Origin of the sequence: Bifidobacterium vansinderenii (genome assembly GCF_002234915.1) — a bacterium.
In the GTDB taxonomy this organism is placed as follows: Bacteria; Actinomycetota; Actinomycetes; order Actinomycetales; family Bifidobacteriaceae; genus Galliscardovia; species Galliscardovia vansinderenii.
The window spans coordinates 76306-97850 of record NZ_NEWD01000002.1 but is presented as its reverse complement, the minus strand read 5'-3'; the positions used below and the strand labels follow the sequence as shown (position 1 = coordinate 97850).

Below are 21545 nucleotides of genomic sequence, written 5' to 3'. Positions count from 1 at the left end.
CGGACAGAAAGCACTTTCGTCAAGGCTCCGGCGACCATGATCACGCCGGACGATGGGAGGAAACTCAAGGTGACGGATGAAATGACGTCGCAGGAGACCCCGGACAAGGGCTCCGCGGCGGCTGACGTGGAGATGAGCCAGTATGTGGCCGACCGTTCCCGCGTCAACGAGGACAAGATCAAGCAGGATGACGAGATCATCTCGCAGTTCGGTGATTACAGCTACGGATGGCATGATTCCGATGCCGCCGGCGAGGCTGCGAAGCGAGGCATCGACGAGGACGTGGTGAGGGCCATCTCCGCCGACAAGGGCGAGCCCGAATGGATGCTCGACATGCGTCTGCGCGGATACAAGGCGTTCCTCGAAAAGCCGATGCCCGAATGGGGCGTGGACCTTTCCGGCTTCAACGCCGACGACTTCAAGTACTACGTCAAGCCGATCGACAAGCAGGCCAAGAGCTGGGATGAGCTGCCCGACGACATCCGCAGCACCTACGATCGACTGGGCATCCCCGAGGCCGAGAAGAAGCGTCTGGTCTCCGGCGTGGCCGCCCAGTACGAGTCCGAAGTGATCTACAACTCCATTCAGGAGGATCTCAAGAAGCAGGGTGTGATCTTCGTCGACACCGACACCGCCGTGCGTGAATACCCGGATCTGGTGAAGAAGTACTTCGCCACCGTGGTGCCGCCGGAGGACAACAAGTTCGGTGCGCTCAACACGGCCGCATGGTCCGGCGGATCGTTCGTCTACGTGCCGAAGGGCGTGCACGTGGACATCCCGCTGCAGGCGTACTTCCGCATCAACACCCCGGCCATGGGACAGTTCGAACGCACGCTGATCATTGCCGACGAGGGCTCCTACGTGCACTACGTCGAAGGCTGCACCGCCCCGATCTGGTCCGAGGACTCGCTGCACGCCGCCATCGTGGAGATCGTGGTCGAGAAGCACGCCCGCGTGCGCTACACCACCGTGCAGAACTGGTCGAACAACGTGTACAACCTCGTCACCCAGCGCGCCTACGTGCGCGAGGGCGGCACCATGGAATGGGTCGACGGCAACATCGGCTCCAAGGCCACCATGAAGTACCCGGCCTGCATCCTCGCCGAACCGTACGCCAAGGCCGAAACCATGTCGCTCGGCTTCGCCGGCAAGGGCCAGTACCAGGACACCGGCGCCAAGATGATCCATCTGGCCCCGCACACCAGCTCCACCATCGTGGCCAAGTCCATCTCCCGTGGCGGCGGACGATCCGCCTACCGCGGTCTGGTCAAGATCGTCAAGGGCGCCGAGGGCTCCAGCTCATCCGTGGTCTGCGATGCGCTGCTCGTCGACGACTACTCCCGCTCCGACACGTACCCGCATGTGGACGTGCGCGAGGACGATGTCTCCATGGCCCACGAGGCCACCGTCTCCAAGGTCTCCGAGGACCAGCTCTTCTACCTGATGAGCCGCGGCCTCGAGGAAAAGGAGGCCATGGGCATGATCGTGCGCGGCTTCGTCGAGCCGATCAGCCGTGAGCTGCCCATGGAATACGCGCTCGAACTCAACCGCTTGGTGGAACTGCAGATGGAAGGATCGGTGGGCTGATACCGATGACAGACGAAAACAAGGTCGAAACCGTCGGCGACGGCACCGTGCGCGACATCGCCGCCGAACTCAACATCCCCGTCGCGGATCTCAACGATCCCTACGCCGTGCCGGCCCTGATGCCGTCCAGCGCGGACAAGGCCATCCGCTCGTTCGAGGCCAACGACTTCGCCGTCCCCACGCGCAAGCAAGACGACTGGCGCTTCACCCCCGTCGACCGCATCGCGGAGTTCTTCGACGTGTTCAAGCCCAGCGGCGAGACCACCATCGAGGTGTCCACCATCGACGGCACCGAACTGGCGGCGGACAATGTGAAGCTGTACCAGACCAAGATCGACGAAGCCCCCTCCGGCACCGTCTCCAAGCCGAACGACCGCGTGTCGGCCGTCGAATGGCAGTCCGGCACCACCGCCACCGTGGTGGAACTGACCGGTGAACTCACCACGCCCGTGCTCGTCAAGATCACCGGCGCCGGCGACGAACTCGACGCCCTGCATCTGGTGATCAAGGCCGACGACAAGGCACACGGCGACGTGATCATCGAGCACACCGGCCACGCCCGTCTCGCCGAAGGCGTGGAGATCACCACCGGCAAGGACTCGCACATCTCCACCACGTTCGTGCAGGAATGGGACAAGACCAGCAAGCACGTGGGCAACCACCGCATCCACGTGGGCGAGGGCGCAAGCCTGCGTCACTCCGTCGTCACCCTCGGCGGCGACGTGGTGCGCATCCGCATGGATCAGGACTTCGGCGGCCCGCAGGGCGACCTCAACATGCTCGGCATCTACTTCGTGGATCCCGGCCAGCACATCGAGCACCGCACGATGGTGGTGCACAACCACCCCGAATGCAAGTCCCGCGTGGTCTACAAGGGTGCGCTCGACGGCAAGGACGCCCACTCCACGTGGGTCGGCAACGCGCTGATCGAACCGACCGCCCCCGGCACCGACTCCTACGAGCTCAACCGCAATCTGGTGCTTACTCCGGGCGCCGTGGCCGACTCCGAACCGAACCTGGAGATCGAGAACGGCAACATCGTGGGCGCGGGCCACGCCAGCTCCGTCGGACGATTCGACGACGAGGAGCTGTTCTACCTGCAGTCCCGCGGCATCCCCGAAACCGAGGCACGCAAGCTCGTGGTACGCGGATTCTTCGCCGAACTGATCGAAGAGATCGGCATCCCGTCCATTTCCGAACACCTGATGACCGTCATCGACCGCAGGCTCGCCAAGGGCGAGAGCGCGGCCATGGCACAGGTCCTCGAAGACAAGTAACGACGAAATAGGAGATTTTGAAATGTCCACATTGGAGATCAAGGACCTGTACGCCTCGGTGGAGACCAAGGACGGACGCAAGCAGATCCTCAAGGGCGTGAACCTCACCGTCAACTCCGGCGAGACCCACGCCATCATGGGCCCCAACGGCTCCGGCAAGTCCACGCTGGCCTACACGCTGGCCGGCCACCCCAAGTACGAGGTCGATTCCGGTCAGGCACTGCTCGACGGCGTCGACCTGCTGAAGATGACCCCGGACGAGCGCGCCAAAGCTGGACTGTTCCTGGCCATGCAGTACCCGGTGGAGGTGCCGGGCGTGTCCATGACGAACTTCCTGCGCACCGCCAAGACCGAGGTGGACGGCAAGGCGCCGGCCATCCGCACCTGGGCCAAGGAGCTCGGCGACGCGATGAAGAAGCTGCGCATGGATCCGAAGTTCGCCTCCCGTTCCGTGAACGAGGGCTTCTCCGGCGGCGAGAAGAAGCGCGCCGAAGTGCTGCAGCTCGAACTGCTCAAGCCCAAGTTCGCCATTCTCGACGAGACTGACTCCGGCCTTGACGTTGACGCCCTGCGCATCGTGTCCGAAGGCGTCAACCGTGCCAAGGAGAACACCGGCCTCGGCATCATGATGGTGACGCACTACACCCGCATCCTCAAGTACATCAAGCCCGACATCGTGCACGTGTTCGCCGACGGCCACTTTGTGAAGACCGGCGGCCCCGAGCTGGCCGACGAGCTGGAGGAGAACGGCTACGACCAGTATCTGCCGGAGGGCGCGGATTCCGAAAGCGCCCTGGCGTAAGGTACTTGGTTGGTCGCCGAGGGGCGGGACATATGATGTTCGACACACTCAAGGCCGTTTGGCCGAGCCTACAGTCGAACATCATACGTCCCGCCCCTCGGCTCACGTACAACTACTGGCTTACTGAAGCGAAAAGGAAATATAAGTAGGGGGATAATATGGTTGATTTTGAGGCTATTCGGGGGGAGTTCCCGATTCTGGACCAGCAGATCCACGGCCATCCGCTCGTGTATCTGGACTCGGCGGCCACATCGCAGAAGCCGCAGACGGTCATCGACGCCGAGTCCGAGTTCTACCGCACCATCAACGCCGGCGTGCACCGCGGAGCCCACGAGCTGGCCGCACTGAGCACGGAGGCGTTCGAACAGGCCCGCGCGAAGGTCGCCGCACTGGTCGGTGCCAACGCGGCGGAAGGCGAGGAGGAGATCGTCGTTACCGCCGGCGCCACGGCAGGCCTGAACCTGCTGGCCACCGCCATTGGCAACGCTTCACTGGGTTGCGGGGGAGACGCGGCGAAGCGCTTCGCGCTCAAGCCCGGCGATGAGATCGTGGTGAGCAAGGCCGAGCACCATTCCGTGCTGCTGCCGTTCCAGGAGCTGGCCGCACGCACTGGAGCGACCTTCAAGTGGTTCGACCTGGACGAGGAGGGACGTGTCCGTGCCGACACCGCGGACGAGGTGATCACCGAACGCACCAAGGTCGTGGCCATCACGCATGTGGGCAACACCACCGGCGCCATCACCGACATCGCGCCGATCATCCGTCGCGCGCATGAGGTGGGAGCGATCTTCATTCTCGACGCATGCCAGTCCGTGCCGCATCTGGCCGTGGACTTCCACGCATTGGACGTGGACTTCGCCGCATGGAGCGCCCACAAGATGTACGGCCCCACCGGCGTTGGATTCCTGTACGGCAAGCGCGAGCTGCTCGAGGCCCTGCCGCCGGCAAACTTCGGTGGTTCGATGGTCGAACTGGCATGGATGGACAAGCCTGCCCAGTACATGGCTCCGCCGGCTCGATTCGAGGCCGGCACCCAGCCCGTCGCTCAGGTGGTGGCCGCCGGCGTGGCCGCCGACTGGATGCGTGCCGTGGGCATGGAGAACATCGAAGCCCATGAGAAGACCATCGCCGCCGAACTGCTCAAGCTCGGCGACATCGACGGCGTGCGCATCCTCGGACCGCGTGAAAACGTGAACCGCATCGGCACGGTGGCGTTCGATGTGCAGGGCGTGCATCCGCACGACGTCGGCCAGTTCATCGACGCACAAGGCATCGCCATCCGCGTGGGACACCACTGCGCCCAGCCGGTCCACCGTCACTTCGGACTGTTTGCATCCAATCGCGCTTCGAGCGGTGTATACAACTCGGTACAGGACGCGCAGGCATTGGTGGAGGCCGTCGGCAAGGTACGTGCCTTCTTCCGCGTCTGAGCGCTGTCGGACCGGACAGAAGAGGACCGGCATATGGTTCCGTCCGTGGAGATATGGATCTGCGGACGGAATCGTCGTTTCGCTGGGAGAAGTACGGCGCGTCCAAGTCAGGGCGCGCCACTAGGTTAGAGGGCATGGCAGATTACGGAATGAGCAGCGAAGAACTCGAGCAGATGTACCAGGAGGTCATCCTCGAGGCTTCGAAAACACCGCATGGCAAGGTGAGTTTCACCGCCGAGAAGGGCCAGCAGGCGACCATCGGCGTAGACAGTCTCAGTGCCGGGGAAAGCACGCTGAGCGCAACCCACGAATATTGCGTGCCGGCCCAGTCCCACCAGTTCAACCCCACCTGCGGCGACGAGGTCACCGTACGGGTGGAGATCTCCGACGGCACCGACGGCAAGCCCCAGCACATCGAGCATCTGGTCTGGGACGGGCAGGGATGCTCCATCTCACAGGCCAGCCTTTCGATTATGGTTGATCTTGTGGATGGCAAGACCGTGGACGAGGCCATGGAACTGTTCCATGCATTCCACAAGCTTATGGAATCGCGCGGCGCTGGTCTTGACGATGAGGCCATGGAGGAGGAGCTCGGCGACGCCGTGGTCTTCCAGGGAGTCTCCCGCTACCCAATGCGCATCAAGTGCGCGCTGCTCGGATGGGAGGGCCTGAAGGATTCCATGGCACAGGCATTGGCTCAGATGAACGCAAAGGAGGCGTAAATGGGCGATAACAGCAATCTGGTTCCCGAGCCCACGGATTCGATCTTCGCATCCGTGGAACGCGCGCTGGGTGACGAGAAGGCGGCCCGTCAGGTGATGGCGAACCCGAATCTCGCCGGCAGTGTGCAGGCGAACAAGGACGGCGGATCCGCGACTTCCGCCGACACCTGCGGCTGCGGCAACGACCACGGCGCATGCGGGTGCGGGGGAGAGGACCCCGAGGACGGCGGCATCGAACTGAAGGCCGTGGACGACATCGGTCGTGCCACCGCCAAGGACGTGCGCGAGGCGATGCATCAGGTCATCGACCCCGAACTTGGTATTGACGTGATCGACCTCGGTCTGGTATACGGCATCGAGATCGACGAACTCGGCAGGGCCATCATCACCATGACCCTCACCACGCCCGCGTGCCCGCTGACCGACCTCATCGAGGACGAGACGGCAAGCGTGCTGGCCGGCTTGGTCGAGGAATTCCGCATCGACTGGACGTGGACCCCGCCGTGGACGATCGACAAGATCACCCCCGAGGGACAGGCCCAGCTCTCCGCGCTGGGATTCAACTTCAACAACCTGCCCACCTACGGCGCGTGATCGCGTAGACATGATATTCGGGCGCCCCTGAGAGGGCGCCTTTTTCATGCCGTTTTGGGATTGCCGATTGACAGTGATGGCGAGGTGCCTAGGTTTTCCTTGGCAAGGTACAAGAAAAGGGTCTGAACCCATATTCTCTGGGTTCAGACCCTTCTCGTCTCTACGCCGTTATGCGCGGGGTATGCGATCAGTCGGTGACGATCGTACCCTTCGGCACCACGGTGATACCCTCGGCGGTCACCGTGAAGCCACGCTCAAGATCGCGCTCGGTGTCGATGCCGACGGTCGCGTTCTCCGTGAGCACGACGTTCTTGTCGAGAATCGCCTTGTACACGCGGGCACGACGGTTGATCGTGACATTGTTGAACAGGATCGAGTCGACGATCTGCGACCAGGAGTGGATGCGCACGTTCGGGGAGATGACCGAATGATGCACCTCACCACCGGAGATGATCACGCCGGGGGAGATGATCGAGTCGGTGGCGTGGCCGAGACGATCGCGGCCGGCGTGCACGAACTTTGCCGGCGGCAGGGAGCCGGAGTAGGTGTAGATCGGCCAATCCGTGTTGTACAGGTTGAATTCCGGCACGTAGGCGATCAGGTCCATGTGGGCATCGTAGAACTGCTTGATCGTACCCACATCACGCCAGTAGGCGTGGTCCTTCTCGGTGGAACCGGGGATCTCGTTGGTCGTGAAGTCGTAGACTCCGGCCTCGCCGCGGGACGCGAAGTAGGGGGCGATGTCACCGCCCATGTCGTGCTTGGTGTCCTTGGCCTTCTCGTCCTTGCGCAGCGCGTCAAACAGGGCGTCGGTGTTGGCGACGTAGTTACCCATGGAGGCCAGCATCATCGACGGATCGTCCGGCAGACCCTGCGTGGTGGCGGGCTTCTCCTCGAAGTGGGTGATGAGACCGGGGTGGTTCGGATCGGTGTTGATCACGCCGAACTGATTCGACTGGCTGATCGGCTGGCGGATGCCGGCCACCGTGAACTCGGCGCCGGACTCGATATGCGATTCCACCATCTGCTGGAAGTCCATGCGGTAGACGTGATCGGCGCCGACGATCACCACGATGTCGGGCTTGACATCCTCGATGATGTTGGTCGTCTGGTAGATGGCGTCGGCGGAGCCGAGATACCAGTGTTTGCCAAGACGCTGCTGGGCGGGAACGGGGGAGACGTAGTTGCCGAGCAGGGACGAGAAGCGCCAAACCTGGGAGATGTGACGGTCAAGCGAGTGGGACTTATACTGCGTGAGCACGATGATGTGACGGAAATCAGAGTTCACCAGATTGCTCAGCGGGAAGTCGATCAGGCGGAACACGCCGCCGAACGGCACGGCCGGCTTGGCTCGATCACGGGTCAGCGGCATCAGACGCGTGCCTTCGCCGCCTGCCAGCACTATCGAGAGCACTTTCGGGTTTCTCTTCATGGGTATCCCCTGCCTTCTACTCGTCGGTGAGTTGAAACAATGCCTCTATAATCTCACAAAAATCGTGATTATGTGCGTGGGTGTTGAGGGTGTTGCGGGTTTTCGTTAATCGTTTGCCGTGCCGTTACCTATAGGTCATGTTCGAATTCCGGGAAATCGCGCCTTGCGACACGCCGATGCATTCGTGTCAGCGTCGGCGCGTCGCCCAGAACGTAACGGCGCTGGAAGCCGCGACATTCAGGCTGTCCACATCGTGACCCATGGGAATCTTCACGGTCAGATCGGCGTTGGCGATGGTATGACGGCTCAGACCGTCGCCCTCGGTGCCGAAAATCATCGCAAGACGATCGATGTGTCCCGGAGTGTCGGGCGTGTTGTTCAGTCGTTCCACAAGATCGTCCAGACCGATGGAGTCGTCGGTGAGCGCCAGAGCCGCCGTGGTCAGACCGCATTCGTGCAGCTGCTTCAGACCCTTCCACGGCCAGTAGTGCGTGTCGTCGCCGCCGATGCGCGTCCACGGCACCTGGAACACCGTGCCCATCGAGACGCGGGCGGCGCGGCGGTACAGCGGATCTCCGCACGACGGCGTGACCAGTACGGCGTCCACGTTCAGCGCGGCCGCCGAACGCATGAGCGCGCCGACGTTGGTGGGATCCACGATGTTCTCCATCACCGCGACGCGCGACGCATTGCGGCAGATGTCCTCCACGCTGGGCAGCGTCCAACGGCGCATGGTGGCGAGCGCTCCACGGTGCAGACGATATCCGGTGATGCGCTTGAGCTCTTCGCTGGTGGCGATGTACACGGGAACGTCGGTGCCCCAGCGCTCGTCGACCTGTGCAAACTCCGGCTCCATGCCGGACAGCCAGGCCTCCTCGACCAGGAACGACACGGGCTCCACGTCCGCGGCCAGCGCACGGTCGATCACCTTGGGGGATTCCGCGATGAACATGCCCATGGAGGGCTCGAGACGATTGCGTAGCTGCGGTTCGGTCAGGTGGGTGAACGAGGCAAGTCGCTCGTCGTCGATGGAGTCGATGTGAATGTAGCGCATGATCCTACCTTGGGTCGCCGTCGCGGCGAATCTGGAAATAAGCGGTGCGAGACCGTTTGGATAACAAAAAACCCGGAAGTCGAAACTCCCGGGTTAATCGGTGTCCGGAGCGGGACTTGAACCCGCAGACCGGTCCTTGGAATTATGCGGTTTGGCATGATTCCAAGGGTTTTAACACGGTTATTGACGTCGAATGAGTCTAATGAGTCCCGTGGAGAAAATGATTCCTGTCCCAAAAATGTCCCAAACGGTGAGCTGGGACATCGGCGTGTCGCCATATACGGAAAACTGCCCCGTCCGACGTTTGGCGTCAGACGGGGCATGACTTTCAGATGTGCAGCTGCCGTACCAACCTAGTGGTTGAGGCTGTCCTTGGGCACGCTGCCGAGGCCGATGCTCACGAGCCACTGGTTGACCGTGGGGATGGCCATGACTCGGGTGATGGCCGCGGCGATGGCGGTGGTGGCCACGCCGATCGAGGCGAGGAACGCACCGATGTGCGTGTCGACCGGGATGCCCAGGGCGTCGATGATCGCGGTGATCGTCGGCGCGCTCAGGGCGAACGCGATCACGATCTGGACGATGGTCCTCAGCACGCGCTGCCCCTTGTACCAGATCTCCTGCACGTCGGGCGGCAGGCTTTCGGTGAGGTCGGTGGTGTGGGTCTCGACTCGGTTCTGGGCCGGATCCGTGGTTTCGTCGCTCATTCGGTCTCCTTCTTTGTCTTGGGTGCGGTGATGGTGTTGGTGGACAGGCTGATGGTGAGGCTGTCGAGCTTTTCCCTGACGGCCTGTTCGACCACGTCGGCCATGTCGACGGGATCCTGGCCGAGCGCCTTGGACAGGGCCTCGATCGCGGCGGCCTGCGCGGCGATCGTCGCGGTCATCTCCCTGACCCTCTTGTCGATGTTGACCACGCGCGTGTAGAGATCCCCGTCGGTCCCGTCGCCCGTGCCGGCGTCGTCCGTGCGGGACAGCATGCCGGCCATGTCACGCACGCGCTTGTCGATGTTGACGGTGCGCTCGTAGATGTTGCCCGATGTGCCGTCGCCCAGTCCCGCGTCGTCGGTGCGGCCCAGAATCGCGAACAGCCTGGCGGTGTCGTAGTGCGCGAACGACAGGTGCATCCACGCGGGGATGTCGTCCTTGCCGTAGGTGCCCTCCTGTCCGAGACCGGCGTTCCATACGTCGTTTGGTGTCATGTCGTCCTCCTGTTCGGTCGAGCCCGCGTACCTGAGATAACAGGACCACGGATAGTTGTAATAGCTGCGGATATTGGTCTCATAGCCTGTCTGGTCGCCGGACTGGCCGCCGCTGGCCCGGCCGCGTTCGTCGATGCTGGCCTGGGCGAGCTTGCCGCCGCCGAGGTAGACGGCCACGTGGTGCACGTCGTTGAGCAGGATGTCGCCCTTTGCGGGACGGCCGTTGTTCGGCAGGCGTTTCCATCCTCGGGCGCACAGCTGCTGGCTCATGTTCCCGGTATATGACGCAGAGCCTGTATCGAATCCCGCCTCCCTGAGGCAGTGGATCACCAGACTCGAACAGTCGCATTCGCCGCCGGGATAGATGTTCCAGCGCTGGGACTGGTCGTAGCCGAGCGACACGGACACGCACCAGTAGCGCATCCTGTCGCACAGTTTCTGGATGCTAGGCATGCACCAGGCCTCCTTTCAGTTGGTTTGTTGGTCCCACGCGTGTAGTGCGTCGGGCACGTATCGTTGGGCGAGTTGGCGCATGGTGAGGCATTCGAGCTTGCCTGCGTCGACAAGCGTCTTGACCCTGTCGAGCAGGGCAGTCCACTTGGATACCTCGATCTGGGTGGTGTCGCTGCCCTGGCCGTCGGCCACGATCTTGTGTTCGGTCACGCAGATGATGGCGCCGAGGTCCACGTAGGTGTCCAGTTTCGTGGACGCCTCCTCGTATCCGATCGTCGGCACGCTCCGGTACGTGGGGTCGATGGTCAGTCCGAGACCACCACCGTAGTTGCCTCGAATGAGCGGCCACCCGTCATCGGTCAGGCGCTCCAGATACGCCTTGCCGAGCTGGTTTCTGGTGCTGGCGACGTACGAGGCGCGCGGCAGACTGGGAATGTCTCGCACGTGTTTCATGCGTTCGGCCACCACGGTCCAATCACCGGTGTCGTAGTCGATGTCCTCCGGGTGACCGGAGTACACGCCGCCATCGGTGACGCCGGCCCCGAGCAGGTGAGCGACCTGATCGGCCGTCCAATTACTGTCGTTGGACTGGTCCCACGTGAACACGAGTCCGCGCGTCTGGTACATGTCGATCATGTCCTGCGTGACCTGGCCGGGGGCCACGTCATGCGTGAACACGATGACCGCCTTCGGGGTGGGCGGTTCGACGATGAGGCTGTCCACCCAGATCGAGCCTCCCGTCTCGCTTCTCCATTGGACGGTCAGCCCGACCGCATACGCCTGGGTATCGAACACGCACAGGTTCCAGCCTGGGAACAGGCCCTTGTACCGGTCCGTGCCGATGATCGGAGTGCCGGAGCCGCCGCCGTTGCCGCGGCCGAGGCTGACGGCCGTGTAAGTCGAGCCGCTGGCCTTGCTGGGCAGGTTCTCGGGGCCCACCCACACCCACAGGCCCACGCGCTGCGGGGTGGCCTGCCCTCGGTAGTCGGGGTACAGGAGCGCGGTCACGGTCTTCCCTGCCTCGGCGGTCATTTTGACGGCCTGCGGGGAGTATTTCACGTGTGCCTCGTCTAGGCTGACTCCGGCGGACGGGTCCGTGGGCAGGCTGGGAGCCTGCGGGTCGATCACCGTGACCGGGATGCTCGTGGTGATGTTCCCGGCCGTGAGGGTGAGGGTGGTATGGCCTCGTTTCAGGCCGGTGACGCTAAGTCCCCCCCCCCCGATGCGATTCTTGCTCATATGGTGTGCTCCTTTAGTCGATTCTGGTAAGTCGGGGCGTGACGCTGCGGCCGATCGCGCCCTGGCTGTTGATGTTGATCTGGCATCGGTAGCGTCCCGCGTCCAGGCGGGCGCTGGGGGTACCGGGCTTGATGATCGCGTCGCCGCTGGGATAGGGCGCGACCTGCAGGATCAGATCCCACGAGGACAGCGAGGTCAGTCCCTCGGATCCCTCGATCGTGTAGAGCCCGGCTTCGAGTTCGACCGTGGATTCGAACGTGGTCCATTTGTCCCAGGTGCCGCCGGTCGTGTACGAGCCGTCCGGGCCCGGAGTCAGGGTGACCCCGTTTTTGGTGCCGCCGGTGATGGCAGGCCAGAGGCTGGCTAGGCTAAGCCCCCCCCCCGAGAGATTCGTGACGTCGGGACTCATCCATGTGGTTGCGGTGTCGCCGGGTTCCACCTGCACCTTAATGTCCCCGCCGATCAGGTTGGTGGTGTTGGTCGCGACCCTGAATTCGATCTCGGTGGCCGCCTCGGGCAGGGTCTGGGTCGCGGCTGAGGAGAGCAGAGTGACCAGCACGCCGCTCGCGTTCCTGGCCTGCACGTAGCAGTACACGCCCGCCGGCGCGTAGCTGAGCTTGTAGGTGACGGTTTTGCCCTTGACGTCGTCGGGGATGGGGTACCGCCATTTGACGCCCTGGTTGGCCGCCGTGGTCTGTCCGCTGACGTGCAGACTGCCGTCTTGGTTGACCGTACAGGTTAGTCCGTTCGCGCTGGCGGGTCCGTAGGCGAGCAGGTTGCGACTGTGGACCGTGATAGGCACGCTCGCCGTGACCGTCGGCTGGCCGGATGATGCGATGTTCAGGCTCGTGGCGCCCATGGCCACGCCCGTGACGTTCAATGTCCCCATGCGGGGCTCCTTCCATGTTGGGAACCCCGTGACGGGGTTCAGAGTTTGCGGATGACCGGGGTGACGGTCGTGTCGCCCGTCAGGCCGGGCGCGACCACGATCTGGCATTGCACGCGTTCGGCCTGCGCTGCGGTCAGGGTCGCGGTCTTCGTGGCGGGGCCGAGCACTGTCGTGCCACCGGCCTTGACCTGCATGTACAGCAGGGATCCGTTGAAGCCCTCGCCGTCGGCGATCGTGTACTCGCCGGCACCGTCGAGCCCGCCGGTCGCGCTGTAGATCGCGTACCCCGTGCTCGAACCGGCAACACGCACCCGGCCGCCGCCGGCGTCCGAGAACGTCACCCCGGCGTTCGACACCGGCAGGCTGCCCGCCGGCCACAGGTTCGGTCGCACGGCCTCGCTCACCGTGACCGGCACCCTGGCACGCTTGTCACCGGCCTGCAGGGCCAGCGCGGTCCCGCCCGGCGCGAGGCCGGTCAGGCTAATCCCCCCCCCGGCCGTCTTCGCGACCTGGGCGATGGTCTCGTCGTCGATGCTCACGGTCACGTCCTGGCTGGCCGCGGCGGGCAGCACCCGGATGGTCAGGTCCACGCTCTCGCCCACACGCACCAGGACCGGGTTCGGGCTGACCGTGATCGACTCCGGCGCCCAGACGCACGCGACCGACAGCGCGGCCGATGTGAACCCGTTCACGGTCGCGGTCACCAACGCGGTGCCGCCGTGAACCCAACGCAGCGTGGCCCCGTCCATGACCGCCACGCCCGTGTCCAGCGAACGCCATGCGACGCCCTCGGTCGTATGGGTCTCGGTATGGCCGTCCCCGTACGTGGCCACGGCCGCAAGCTGGACGCTGCCGTTGACCGGGAGCATGGACGGGACCTGGCCGCCTGCCGCCGTGGTGATGCGGATTGATACCACGGTGTCCTTGGCCGAGGGCCAGACGAGTTTGCCGGCGATGTAGGCGTTCCATGTGTGGCCTCCCATGATGGGTGGTTGCATGGTGTGTTGGCTCATGACTGCTGGCATGGGCTTATCCTTCCATGAGGCCGGCGGCCTTGTTCTCGACCTGTGTGGCGGCGGCGTCGATGCGTGCGGTCGCGTCGGCTGCCGCCTGGTCGACGGTCTGGACGGTCGTGGTGATGGCGGTCTGTGTGGTTTCGGCTAGGTGGCCGATGGCGGTGGCGTTGGTTTCCACGCTGGTCTGTGCCGCCTGTGCCTGGGCGGCGGCGGTTCTGGCGCGCTCGGCGGCCTGCATGGCGGCGGTGAGTGCGGTTTCCGTGGCTTCGGCGGTCGCGGTTTCGTCGAACCAGACGATCATGTCATCGGGGTGCTGGGCGGAGAGTTCCTGTGCGGCCTGTTGGCTGGTGGCGACACGGACCTGTAGAAGGCGTCCGCCGATCATCGCGGTAGGGGCCCATGTGACGGGGTCGACGTCGGTCAGGTCCGCGTAGTCGATGGTCTGCTGGCTGTCGGGGACGGTCACATATCGGTCGTACGAGTTCGCGGTGCCGGGCAGTTCGGCCACGTGCCAGACGAACGTTCCGTCCGTGGCGGGCAGGCTGACGGTGGCGGTGCCCTGCTTGTCCAGGGTGACGTCGAATGGCTCGCGAACGATCACGTTCTTGTCCGCGTCGATGCGGCGTTTGGCCTGGAAGCGGATGAGCCCGTCGGCCATGGGTTCCAGTCCGGTGGAGATATGGCGTTTAAGGGTGATCTTGACCTGTGTCATGAGGGTCCTTTCGTTGGGTTACCGGTAGGTCCAGTCGCACGCCTGTTCTCGGCGTACGTAGTCGGCTTTGAGCGCGTCGTAGCGGGCGTGGCCCAGTCCATTGCCTCCGAGCGCGAGGTATTCCTTGCCGGCCTCGAGCTGTCGTTCGTGCTGGGTGCGCGTGTTGGTGTGGGCGAACATCTCGATGCGCAGCACGTCCAGACGGATCGCACGTCGGTCCCGGTCCGCCTCTTCGAAGCGTTCCCAGTCCCGGTCGAGTTTGGTTTCGAAGCTGCGGATCACGGGGGATTCGGCGAGCGCGAGGTCGAGTTCGTCTCGGGTCAGGACCTTTTCGTGGCGGTCGAGGTGTTTGTCGATGCGGCGGAGGATCCAGGCGATGAGTCCGCCGGATCCGAGTCCGGAGACGATGACCGCGGTCCAGAATTCGGTGGAGTTGAACAGTTGGGGCAGTGGTCCCACTAGTCGTCCTCCCCGGTGTTGTTCTGTTCGGTGAGCTGGTGGATGGTTTCCTGGTCGATGGCGTGTTGGATCTCGAGGTCCGCGATGCGTGTGGCGAGTCGGGTGATGATGGTGGTCGAGTCGATCTGTGTGGCCATATGGGCTCCTTTTATGGTTGTGGTTGCGGGTCGGTGGTGATGCGGACGAGGGATTCGAGGAATGCCGTGCCCTCCTGTTCGAGCAGGGGAGCCTGTCCGTCCAGGAGGATGGTCAGGGTGGTTTCGTCGATGCCGTCCGGCAGGGGCACGTCCATGGCTTCCTCGTCCTCCGTCTGTCCGGTGGCGAGGGCGGCCGTGGCCTCGTACGTGTCGATGGGGTTGCCGGGCAGGCCCAGCAGGCGGCGTGTGGTCTCCCTGCCGTCGATGCTGAGGGCGCGTGTTCGGGGGTTGGTGGCCCGGTGCAGTGCGGCTTTGCGGGTCTGGTTGAGGTCCTGGAGCCTGTCCCGTTCGAGTTGCGTGTAGGCGCTGGTCCAGGCGTTCTCTCCGGTTGCTCGGTTGATGATGCCGGGGTCCTGCGCCTGCATCATCATCGCGACGGTTTCCGTGGGGGATCGTGTTCCGAGCAGTTGTTGCCAGACGGCGATCGACCGCAGGGAGCAGACCAGTCCCTTGGTGGTCTCCCCGGCTTCGGGGCGGATGATGAGGTTGTCGTCCTCGATCACGGTTTCCATGCGTTTCTCCTAACTGTGCAGCCATGCGTAGCCGTTGCAGTACACCTTGTCGCTGCTGGATCCCGCCCCGTTCCAGAACGTGACCTCGCATTGGCTGGAGATGTGGTCGCTTTTTGGGTGGGCCTGGACCTCGCTCCATTCGCATACCGGTTGGGCGAGCACGTGGTAGCCGCCGTACTTCGGCGGATCCCATGTCCAGACGACGGAGCCGGTCTGTCCGGCGGCCATGCCCTGCCCCCAGGCGAGCCAGTTGATCGTTTGGAACGTCTGACGGCTGGTATACCCGCCGAGGAATCCGCCGAGGTACACGTATCCCTTGGTGATGTTCGCCTGGATTCCGACGGTGCCATTGACGTCGCCGGACTCGAGACTGGAGAAGCCCTGCTGGATGTCCCCGCGGATGTCGGCGTAGTTGGAGGCGCCGGACTTGTCGTCGTCGATGCGCATGCCGGCCTGTCCCTGGGAGACGTTGACCCAGTGGCGTCCCCACCGGGTCGGTGAGTTCGCGCCCAGCGTCGAGATGGTGTCCTCCTCGTCGGGCACGAGCAGGCTCAGATAGGAGTTCCATTCCCGTTGGGTCTTGTCGGTGTCGTTGGTGTGGTCGTAGTCCGCGCACGCGTTGAAGTACACGGTCGCGCGCTGGCGCTTCTGGCTGTCGCGGCGCATTCCGAGACGGCCGAACGCCCCGTATCCGTGGCCCGTGCCGAGGGATCCGTTGTCGCGGCGGCCACCGTTGAACGTGAGTGCGGATACGTCGCCCTCCGTACTGGTGCTGGCCTCGGTGGCGATGTACGGCATCTGTGCGTACGTGCCGGACATGGGAAAGCTGATGCCCGAACCGTACATGGTGTCGCTGCCGCCGATGGTGAACTGGGTGAACTCCGGGCTGAGGACCACGCGGTTGCCGCTGGTGCCGGTCTGGAACGTGCCGGTGAGGAGGTTTTCCTTGCCGGTGCCGTCCAAATAGATGGTCTTGACGCCGTCGTTCCACCATTCGAGCCGCTGGTTGTTGAGCTGCCAGCTGTTGGACTTCGGCGTGCCCCAGGTCGTGGACTGGAATGTGCTGCCGGTGAACGTGTAGCCGCTGAACGCGCCCGCCTGGATGTCGTCCGCCACGATCTTGCGCGCCTTGAGGAGTTCGGTGAGGATCTCGCCGTTGCCGATCTTGATGTTCTTGGCGGTGATCGTGCCGTCCTTGATGAGCACGCCGCCGTCGATCGAGCCGGGCACCAGCACCTGAGAGGCGTCCAATGAGCCGGCCTTGATTCTGGCGGCGCTCAGGTAGCCGGTGGTGATCACGCCGGCGTCCAGTCCGTCGGCCGTGATGTCCCCGGTGGTGATCTTGCGCGCCTTGAGGAGTTCGGTGAGGATCTCGCCGTTGCCGATGCTGATGTTCTTGGCGGTGATGGCGCCGTCGGCGATCAGCACGCTGCCGACCGACCCCTTGACGAGGACCTTGCTTGCGTCCAGTGATCCGGCTTGGATGCGGGCGGCGTTGATGTAGCCGGACTTGATCACGCCCGCGTCGAGTCCCGCGGTGCTGATGTCCGTGCTGGTGATCTTGCGCGCCTTGAGGAGTTCGGTGAGGATCTCGCCGTTGCCGATCTTGATGTTCTTGGCGGTGATCGTGCCGTCCTTGATGAGCACGCCGCCGTCCACACTGCCGGGCACCAGCACCTGAGAGGCGTCGAGGCTGCCGGCCTTGATGCGCGCCGCGCTGATGTAGCCCGAGGTGATGACACCCGCATCCAGTCCGGCGGTGCTGATGTCGGACGTGGTGATCTTTCTGGCTTTGAGGAGTTCGGTGAGGATCTCGCCGTTGCCGATGCTGATGTTCTTGGAGGTGATGGCGCCGTCGGCGATCAGCACGCTGCCGACCGACCCCTTGACGAGCACCTGTGACGCGTCGAGGCTGCCGGCCTTGATGCGGGCGGCGCTCAGGTATCCCGTGGTGATGACCCCGGCGTCGAGTCCCGCGGTGCTGATGTCGGACGTGGTGATCTTGCGCGCCTTGAGGAGTTCGGTGAGGATCTCGCCGGATCCGATGTGGATCGTGCCCACGGTGATGGACCCGGGTTTGATCAGGGTCGAGCCGGTCGCGCTGCCGGGCAGCAGGACGCTGTCGGCCGTGATCGCATGAGCGACGAATACGGTGCCGTTCCATACGTATTCGCCGATGATGTTCCCGGATGCGTCGAGCTTCCTCCACAGGTCGCCGTTCACACGGCCCGTATGGGTCGGCTCCGTCGTCTGGGCGAATATTCGGTTCTTGCCGTCCGCGGTGGTCTTGGCGTCCTTGGCCTGGGCGAGCGCCTGGTCGATGTCGGTGCGCACCCACGAGGGCAGTTCCGACAGTCCGGCCTTCTCCTCGATCCACGCGCCGTCGTGCAGGTACCAGCGGCCCAGTGGCTGGCCCGTGGCTCCCAATTGCACCCACATGGCGCCCTCGGGCCTGCCCGTGGCGTCGGCCGTGGTGGGGGCCTTGCCGGAGACGGTGGATTTTCCGTCAATGCTGGTGACGGTCTTGGACAGGTCGGTGAGGTCCTTCTCGGCCTCGTCCAACCGGTTGTTGATGTCGTCGAACGCGCCGTCCGGGATCTCCACGTCGGACGACGTCTTGAGCCACGTGCCGTTGCGGAGCACCCACATGCCGAGCACCTTGCCGGTACTGTCGATCTGGGTCCACATGGCGCCCTCGGGCCTGCCCTTGGCGTCGGCCGTGGTGGGCGCGCTGCCGGAGACCGTGGTCTTCCCGTCGATGCTGGTGACGGTCTTGCCCAGATCGTCCATGTCCTTGATGGCCTGGTCGATCCGCTTGTTCACCTCGTCGAACGCGCTGTCGGGGATGGTCACGTCGGACGACGTCTTGACCCATGCGCCGTTCCTGAGCACCCACATGCCGAGCACCTTGCCGGTACTGTCGATCTGGGTCCACATGGCGCCCTCGGGGTGGGTCTTCGCATCCTCCGTGGTGGGGGCCTTGCCTGACACCGTGGTCTTCCCGTCGATCGAGGTGACCGTCTTGGACAGGTCGGTGAGGTCCTTTTCGGCCTCGTCCAGCCGGTTGTTGATGTCGTCGAATATGCCGTCCGGGATCGTCGCGTCGGAGCTGGTTTTGATCCACGTGCCGTTGCGGAGCACCCACATGCCGAGCACCTTGCCGGTGCTGTCGATCTGGGTCCACATGGCGCCTTCGGGCTTGCCATTGGCGTCGGCCGTGGTGGGCGCGCTGCCGGAGACGGTGGTCTTGCCGTCGATGCTGGTGACGGTCTGGCTCAGGTCGTGCATCTGGTCGAGCGCGTCCTGCAGGTCCTGGTTGATCCGGTCGAACTCGGCGTCGTCGATCGCGCTGCTGACGGTCACGCCGATCGGGTCCGAGTCCGCGCTCACGTTGGGCGCGGTCGAGCCATCCACGGCGTGGGCGCGGTCGTAGGAGCGGGCGGTGACGGTGACCTTCTGGCCGGGGGTGAGGCTGCCGGACGTGAGCTCGCCGGCCGCACTCATGCGGCCTAGCGTCTGCACGGTCGAGTCGGGCAGGGTGATGCGGATCTCGATGCAGTCGAAATCCGGTGGCGTCTCCTCCTCCAGACGCCCGTCCCACGTGACCGCCACGATGCCCATCGTGCTCGTCGCGCCCAGTCCGGTCGGCCGGGGCGGGACGGTGGTGTCGCCCACCCAGTCGGACATGCCCTGGCCTCCCGCGAGCGGTCCGATCATGGTGCCCGCGCCGCTGCCGTCGCCGTTGGGCACCCAGATGCTGCCCGCCCTCATGGTCTGCTGGCTGCGTGCCTCCAACAGGGCGCGTTGGGCGACCGACAGGGCCAGATCGTCGGGGTCTGGATTCAATAGGTAGTGTTCCGCCATGTGTGCCTCCTAGTAGATCGGGTCGTCCATGATGTCGAAGACGAGTTTGACGGTGCTGGTCTCGTCTCCCTTCATCTGCATGAGGCGCATCAGGTAGTCGCCGTCGGGCAGCGACGGATACGAGCTGATGGACACGGTGAACAGTTCGCCGGGCCAGAACGAGCCGAGCGGATGCAGCGGGCTGCCGCTCGCGTCCTCGTCGGCTATGTCGATCGTGCAGGACGCCTGCATGAGCGGCCTGCTGTTCGCGTTCAACGTGGCCGTGGCGTGCGCCGTGAGCAGGGGGATGTTGTCGAGGTCCGTGTCGCTTTTCGCGCTCTCGCGCAGCGGCCATGGGTCCATCATCTCGATGAGGGTGCGGTCCTCGGCCAGCGTGCACAGGGTGGCCTCGTCGGTGCCCGCGCCGGTCATGTAGACGCGTTGGATGGGCGCGGCCCTGGTGATGGTCAGGTCGTCCACGTCCCCGCCTCCGGGAAACGCCCTGAGGCTGTGCATGACGTCCTGTCCGAGGTACACGTCCCCGTCGCTGGCGGCGACGAACCGCTGACGCACGTGCTGCGCGTCGGCGAGGTAGGGGCGGAACTGCATGTCGGGGCCGGCCTGCACATTGCTGAGTTTGGTGAGCACGTCGAGGCAGGAGAGGTTCTGCACGTTCCACGTGGCCCACGTGCGTGTCCGTGTGCCGTCCTCGCCGGCATACGGCAGGTCGATCGGCAGCGCCCCGCCCGGCTTGGCCGACGTGGCGAGGCGGATGGCCTCGCAGGCGATCGCCCGGTAGGAGCCGTTGACCGTGATCGAGCTGCGGCTGGTGCCGCCCTCGTCCATGCCGAACCGGCCTTCGGGGACCACGATCCGGTAGGCGAGCTGCTGCATCGTCGACAGGAGCGAAAAGCTCGTGTCGTTCCAGGTGTCGGTGCGTGGTTCGATGCAGCCGGTGACGATCGGGATGCCGGGCGAGGAGGGATCCGCGCCGGCGGGCCGCCACATGCTGACGATCGACCGCTTGCCGGCCATCAGGGCCGCGTTCCTAGCCGCCGGCGTGCTGCCGGGCACCGCGCTCCACGGGACCTTCAGGCCGGACACGTCGTCCTCGCCCACGCCCTTGTCACGGGTGGTCGACAGCGTGCTGTCGGACACGCTGACGCTCCATTGGAAGGCGGGCAGGTCGATCGGACTACCAAGCAATCCGGTGGTGGTGTCGTACAGGTAGTGGGTCCAGGTCATGCCATCGCCCGGTCCCAGACGGTGACGTTGCGCACGCCGCGCCACCACCATTTGGCCTCGTTCGTGTTGCATTTGGCGAGGATGGTGACGGTGTGCGAGCCGGCGGGCAGCTTGAGCGTCCAGGTGACGCGGCTGCGGGACCAGATGCGATTGACGAGCACCTCGTCCAGTCCGTCGGTTTTGTCCACGCCGTCGATCTGGACCTTGAGGTAGTAGCTGCCGATCGCGTCGCCGTCGGCGCTGGCCCTGCCGGTCCAGACCACGTCCACGAGCCGGTCCTGGGCCATGTACGACGTGCTGGCCGAGCATTGCACGTACCATGTGTCGTCGTGGTTCTGCTCGATGGTCAGGGTGTTCTCCGCGTAGCCGAGCCGGCCCATGGTCGCTCCGTACGGGATCGCGTAGTGCTGCGAGTCGTAGGCGGCGGAGTTCTGCGTGCTGGTCGCCCCGGCGGCGAGCAGGCGCACCCCGAGGATCACCGCGCCTGCCGGCAGGCTCGGCATGGCGGGCGACGCGGCGGGCGTGCCGCTGGTCACGTTGAGCGTCACCTGGTTGTCCGTGTCGCCCTGCGTCACGTCGTGTGCGCTGATCCAGATCACGTCGTAGCGCGGGTTCGACGGGTCGCCAGGCGCGACCGCGGGGGTCGGGCCTCCCGGCCAGTACGCCTCCGTCATCCCGTCGGCGCCCATGCCGTCCCTGCTGCAGATCGCGTTGCCCTCGGCCACGTCGTAGCGCAGGTCGCTGCGCCGTGTCACGTCCAGGCCGAACGTGACGCCCGGTGTCATCCACCGGCCCATGATGATTTTGCGGTGTGTGAGCGGGTCCACGCCGTTGCCGTTCCTGTCGGGCGCCACGCCCAGTGCGGTAACCATGAAGTCTCC

The 21545-nt window shown here is 64.6% G+C and carries 20 protein-coding genes; 6 read left to right on the top strand and 14 right to left on the bottom strand.

What is annotated here, in order from left to right:
* The first annotated feature begins 81 nt into the window (after positions 1-81).
* The 6 genes from sufB (at position 82) to Tam10B_RS00575 (ending at position 6412) form a co-directional block, all read left to right on the top strand.
* Complete coding sequence (gene sufB / locus Tam10B_RS00600; RefSeq protein ID WP_093959391.1) at positions 82-1587, top strand: Fe-S cluster assembly protein SufB; 1506 nt, start codon at positions 82-84, stop codon at positions 1585-1587.
* Positions 1588-1592: 5 nt separating this feature from the next.
* Positions 1593-2864, top strand: a complete 1272-nt coding sequence (gene sufD, locus Tam10B_RS00595) for a Fe-S cluster assembly protein SufD (RefSeq protein ID WP_093959342.1) — start codon at positions 1593-1595, stop codon at positions 2862-2864.
* 22 nt (positions 2865-2886) lie between these two features.
* Positions 2887-3666, top strand: a complete 780-nt coding sequence (gene sufC / locus Tam10B_RS00590; protein WP_093959341.1) for a Fe-S cluster assembly ATPase SufC — start codon at positions 2887-2889, stop codon at positions 3664-3666.
* 158 nt (positions 3667-3824) lie between these two features.
* Positions 3825-5096 (top strand): SufS family cysteine desulfurase, encoded by a 1272-nt coding sequence (locus tag Tam10B_RS00585; RefSeq protein WP_093959340.1) that lies wholly within the window; start codon positions 3825-3827, stop codon positions 5094-5096.
* A gap of 134 nt (positions 5097-5230) precedes the next feature.
* The gene (gene sufU / locus Tam10B_RS00580; RefSeq protein ID WP_093959390.1) at positions 5231-5818 is read left to right on the top strand and encodes a Fe-S cluster assembly sulfur transfer protein SufU; all 588 of its coding nucleotides are present in this window, start codon (positions 5231-5233) and stop codon (positions 5816-5818) included.
* Positions 5819-6412, top strand: a complete 594-nt coding sequence (locus Tam10B_RS00575) for a metal-sulfur cluster assembly factor (protein WP_093959339.1) — start codon at positions 5819-5821, stop codon at positions 6410-6412.
* A 187-nt stretch (positions 6413-6599) separates the two neighbouring features.
* Here the strand turns inward: Tam10B_RS00575 and glgC are convergent, their stop codons facing one another.
* The 14 genes from glgC to Tam10B_RS00510 all read right to left on the bottom strand — a co-directional run bounded on the left by glgC (position 6600) and on the right by Tam10B_RS00510 (position 21536).
* Positions 6600-7844: a glucose-1-phosphate adenylyltransferase gene (glgC, locus tag Tam10B_RS00570; RefSeq protein WP_093959338.1), complete on the bottom strand. Its 1245-nt coding sequence runs from the start codon at positions 7842-7844 to the stop codon at positions 6600-6602.
* Between the two features lie 187 nt (positions 7845-8031).
* Entirely contained in the window at positions 8032-8898 is an 867-nt protein-coding gene (locus Tam10B_RS00565; protein WP_093959337.1) for a TrmH family RNA methyltransferase, read from the bottom strand.
* 353 nt (positions 8899-9251) lie between these two features.
* A complete protein-coding gene (locus Tam10B_RS00560; protein ID WP_093959336.1) occupies positions 9252-9605 on the bottom strand; it encodes a hypothetical protein in 354 nt (117 codons plus the stop codon).
* Positions 9602-10552 (bottom strand): endolysin-like domain-containing protein, encoded by a 951-nt coding sequence (locus Tam10B_RS13430; RefSeq protein ID WP_233133511.1) that lies wholly within the window; start codon positions 10550-10552, stop codon positions 9602-9604. Before Tam10B_RS13430 ends, Tam10B_RS00560 begins: the two co-directional genes overlap by 4 nt.
* Positions 10553-10567: 15 nt before the next feature.
* Positions 10568-11791: a hypothetical protein gene (locus Tam10B_RS00550; protein WP_093959335.1), complete on the bottom strand. Its 1224-nt coding sequence runs from the start codon at positions 11789-11791 to the stop codon at positions 10568-10570.
* A gap of 13 nt (positions 11792-11804) precedes the next feature.
* On the bottom strand, positions 11805-12680 hold the full coding sequence (locus Tam10B_RS00545) for a hypothetical protein (RefSeq protein ID WP_093959334.1): 876 nt from the start codon (positions 12678-12680) through the stop codon (positions 11805-11807).
* Positions 12681-12718: 38 nt separating this feature from the next.
* Positions 12719-13705, bottom strand: coding sequence for an Ig-like domain-containing protein (locus Tam10B_RS00540; protein ID WP_093959333.1), 987 nt, complete (start codon positions 13703-13705; stop codon positions 12719-12721).
* A gap of 4 nt (positions 13706-13709) precedes the next feature.
* Complete coding sequence (locus Tam10B_RS00535; protein WP_093959332.1) at positions 13710-14408, bottom strand: hypothetical protein; 699 nt, start codon at positions 14406-14408, stop codon at positions 13710-13712.
* Between the two features lie 18 nt (positions 14409-14426).
* Complete coding sequence (locus Tam10B_RS00530; RefSeq protein WP_233133510.1) at positions 14427-14867, bottom strand: hypothetical protein; 441 nt, start codon at positions 14865-14867, stop codon at positions 14427-14429.
* On the bottom strand, positions 14867-15004 hold the full coding sequence (locus Tam10B_RS13145) for a hypothetical protein (protein ID WP_158214078.1): 138 nt from the start codon (positions 15002-15004) through the stop codon (positions 14867-14869). Before Tam10B_RS13145 ends, Tam10B_RS00530 begins: the two co-directional genes overlap by 1 nt.
* Positions 15005-15015: 11 nt before the next feature.
* Entirely contained in the window at positions 15016-15576 is a 561-nt protein-coding gene (locus tag Tam10B_RS00525; protein WP_093959331.1) for a hypothetical protein, read from the bottom strand.
* Positions 15577-15585: 9 nt separating this feature from the next.
* Positions 15586-19440: a hypothetical protein gene (locus Tam10B_RS00520; protein ID WP_093959330.1), complete on the bottom strand. Its 3855-nt coding sequence runs from the start codon at positions 19438-19440 to the stop codon at positions 15586-15588.
* Between the two features lie 9 nt (positions 19441-19449).
* Positions 19450-20715: a hypothetical protein gene (locus tag Tam10B_RS00515; protein ID WP_233133509.1), complete on the bottom strand. Its 1266-nt coding sequence runs from the start codon at positions 20713-20715 to the stop codon at positions 19450-19452.
* The gene (locus Tam10B_RS00510; RefSeq protein ID WP_093959329.1) at positions 20661-21536 is read right to left on the bottom strand and encodes a hypothetical protein; all 876 of its coding nucleotides are present in this window, start codon (positions 21534-21536) and stop codon (positions 20661-20663) included. The genes Tam10B_RS00515 and Tam10B_RS00510 overlap by 55 nt, the downstream gene beginning before the upstream one ends.
* Between the last annotated feature and the right edge of the window lie 9 nt (positions 21537-21545).

Excerpts from the sequence above, each read along its gene's own strand:
- sufB (WP_093959391.1), top strand. The coding sequence starts at position 82 with ATGACGTCGCAGGAGACCCCGGACAAGGGCTCCGCGGCGGCTGACGTG.
- sufD (WP_093959342.1), top strand. The coding sequence starts at position 1,593 with ATGACAGACGAAAACAAGGTCGAAACCGTCGGCGACGGCACCGTGCGC.
- sufC (WP_093959341.1), top strand. The coding sequence starts at position 2,887 with ATGTCCACATTGGAGATCAAGGACCTGTACGCCTCGGTGGAGACCAAG.
- Tam10B_RS00585 (WP_093959340.1), top strand. The coding sequence starts at position 3,825 with ATGGTTGATTTTGAGGCTATTCGGGGGGAGTTCCCGATTCTGGACCAG.
- sufU (WP_093959390.1), top strand. The coding sequence starts at position 5,231 with ATGGCAGATTACGGAATGAGCAGCGAAGAACTCGAGCAGATGTACCAG.
- Tam10B_RS00575 (WP_093959339.1), top strand. The coding sequence starts at position 5,819 with ATGGGCGATAACAGCAATCTGGTTCCCGAGCCCACGGATTCGATCTTC.
- glgC (WP_093959338.1), bottom strand. The coding sequence starts at position 7,844 with ATGAAGAGAAACCCGAAAGTGCTCTCGATAGTGCTGGCAGGCGGCGAA.
- Tam10B_RS00565 (WP_093959337.1), bottom strand. The coding sequence starts at position 8,898 with ATGCGCTACATTCACATCGACTCCATCGACGACGAGCGACTTGCCTCG.
- Tam10B_RS00560 (WP_093959336.1), bottom strand. The coding sequence starts at position 9,605 with ATGAGCGACGAAACCACGGATCCGGCCCAGAACCGAGTCGAGACCCAC.
- Tam10B_RS13430 (WP_233133511.1), bottom strand. The coding sequence starts at position 10,552 with ATGCCTAGCATCCAGAAACTGTGCGACAGGATGCGCTACTGGTGCGTG.
- Tam10B_RS00550 (WP_093959335.1), bottom strand. The coding sequence starts at position 11,791 with ATGAGCAAGAATCGCATCGGGGGGGGGGGACTTAGCGTCACCGGCCTG.
- Tam10B_RS00545 (WP_093959334.1), bottom strand. The coding sequence starts at position 12,680 with ATGGGGACATTGAACGTCACGGGCGTGGCCATGGGCGCCACGAGCCTG.
- Tam10B_RS00540 (WP_093959333.1), bottom strand. The coding sequence starts at position 13,705 with ATGCCAGCAGTCATGAGCCAACACACCATGCAACCACCCATCATGGGA.
- Tam10B_RS00535 (WP_093959332.1), bottom strand. The coding sequence starts at position 14,408 with ATGACACAGGTCAAGATCACCCTTAAACGCCATATCTCCACCGGACTG.
- Tam10B_RS13145 (WP_158214078.1), bottom strand. The coding sequence starts at position 15,004 with ATGGCCACACAGATCGACTCGACCACCATCATCACCCGACTCGCCACA.
- Tam10B_RS00525 (WP_093959331.1), bottom strand. The coding sequence starts at position 15,576 with ATGGAAACCGTGATCGAGGACGACAACCTCATCATCCGCCCCGAAGCC.
- Tam10B_RS00520 (WP_093959330.1), bottom strand. The coding sequence starts at position 19,440 with ATGGCGGAACACTACCTATTGAATCCAGACCCCGACGATCTGGCCCTG.
- Tam10B_RS00515 (WP_233133509.1), bottom strand. The coding sequence starts at position 20,715 with ATGGTGGTGGCGCGGCGTGCGCAACGTCACCGTCTGGGACCGGGCGAT.
- Tam10B_RS00510 (WP_093959329.1), bottom strand. The coding sequence starts at position 21,536 with ATGGTTACCGCACTGGGCGTGGCGCCCGACAGGAACGGCAACGGCGTG.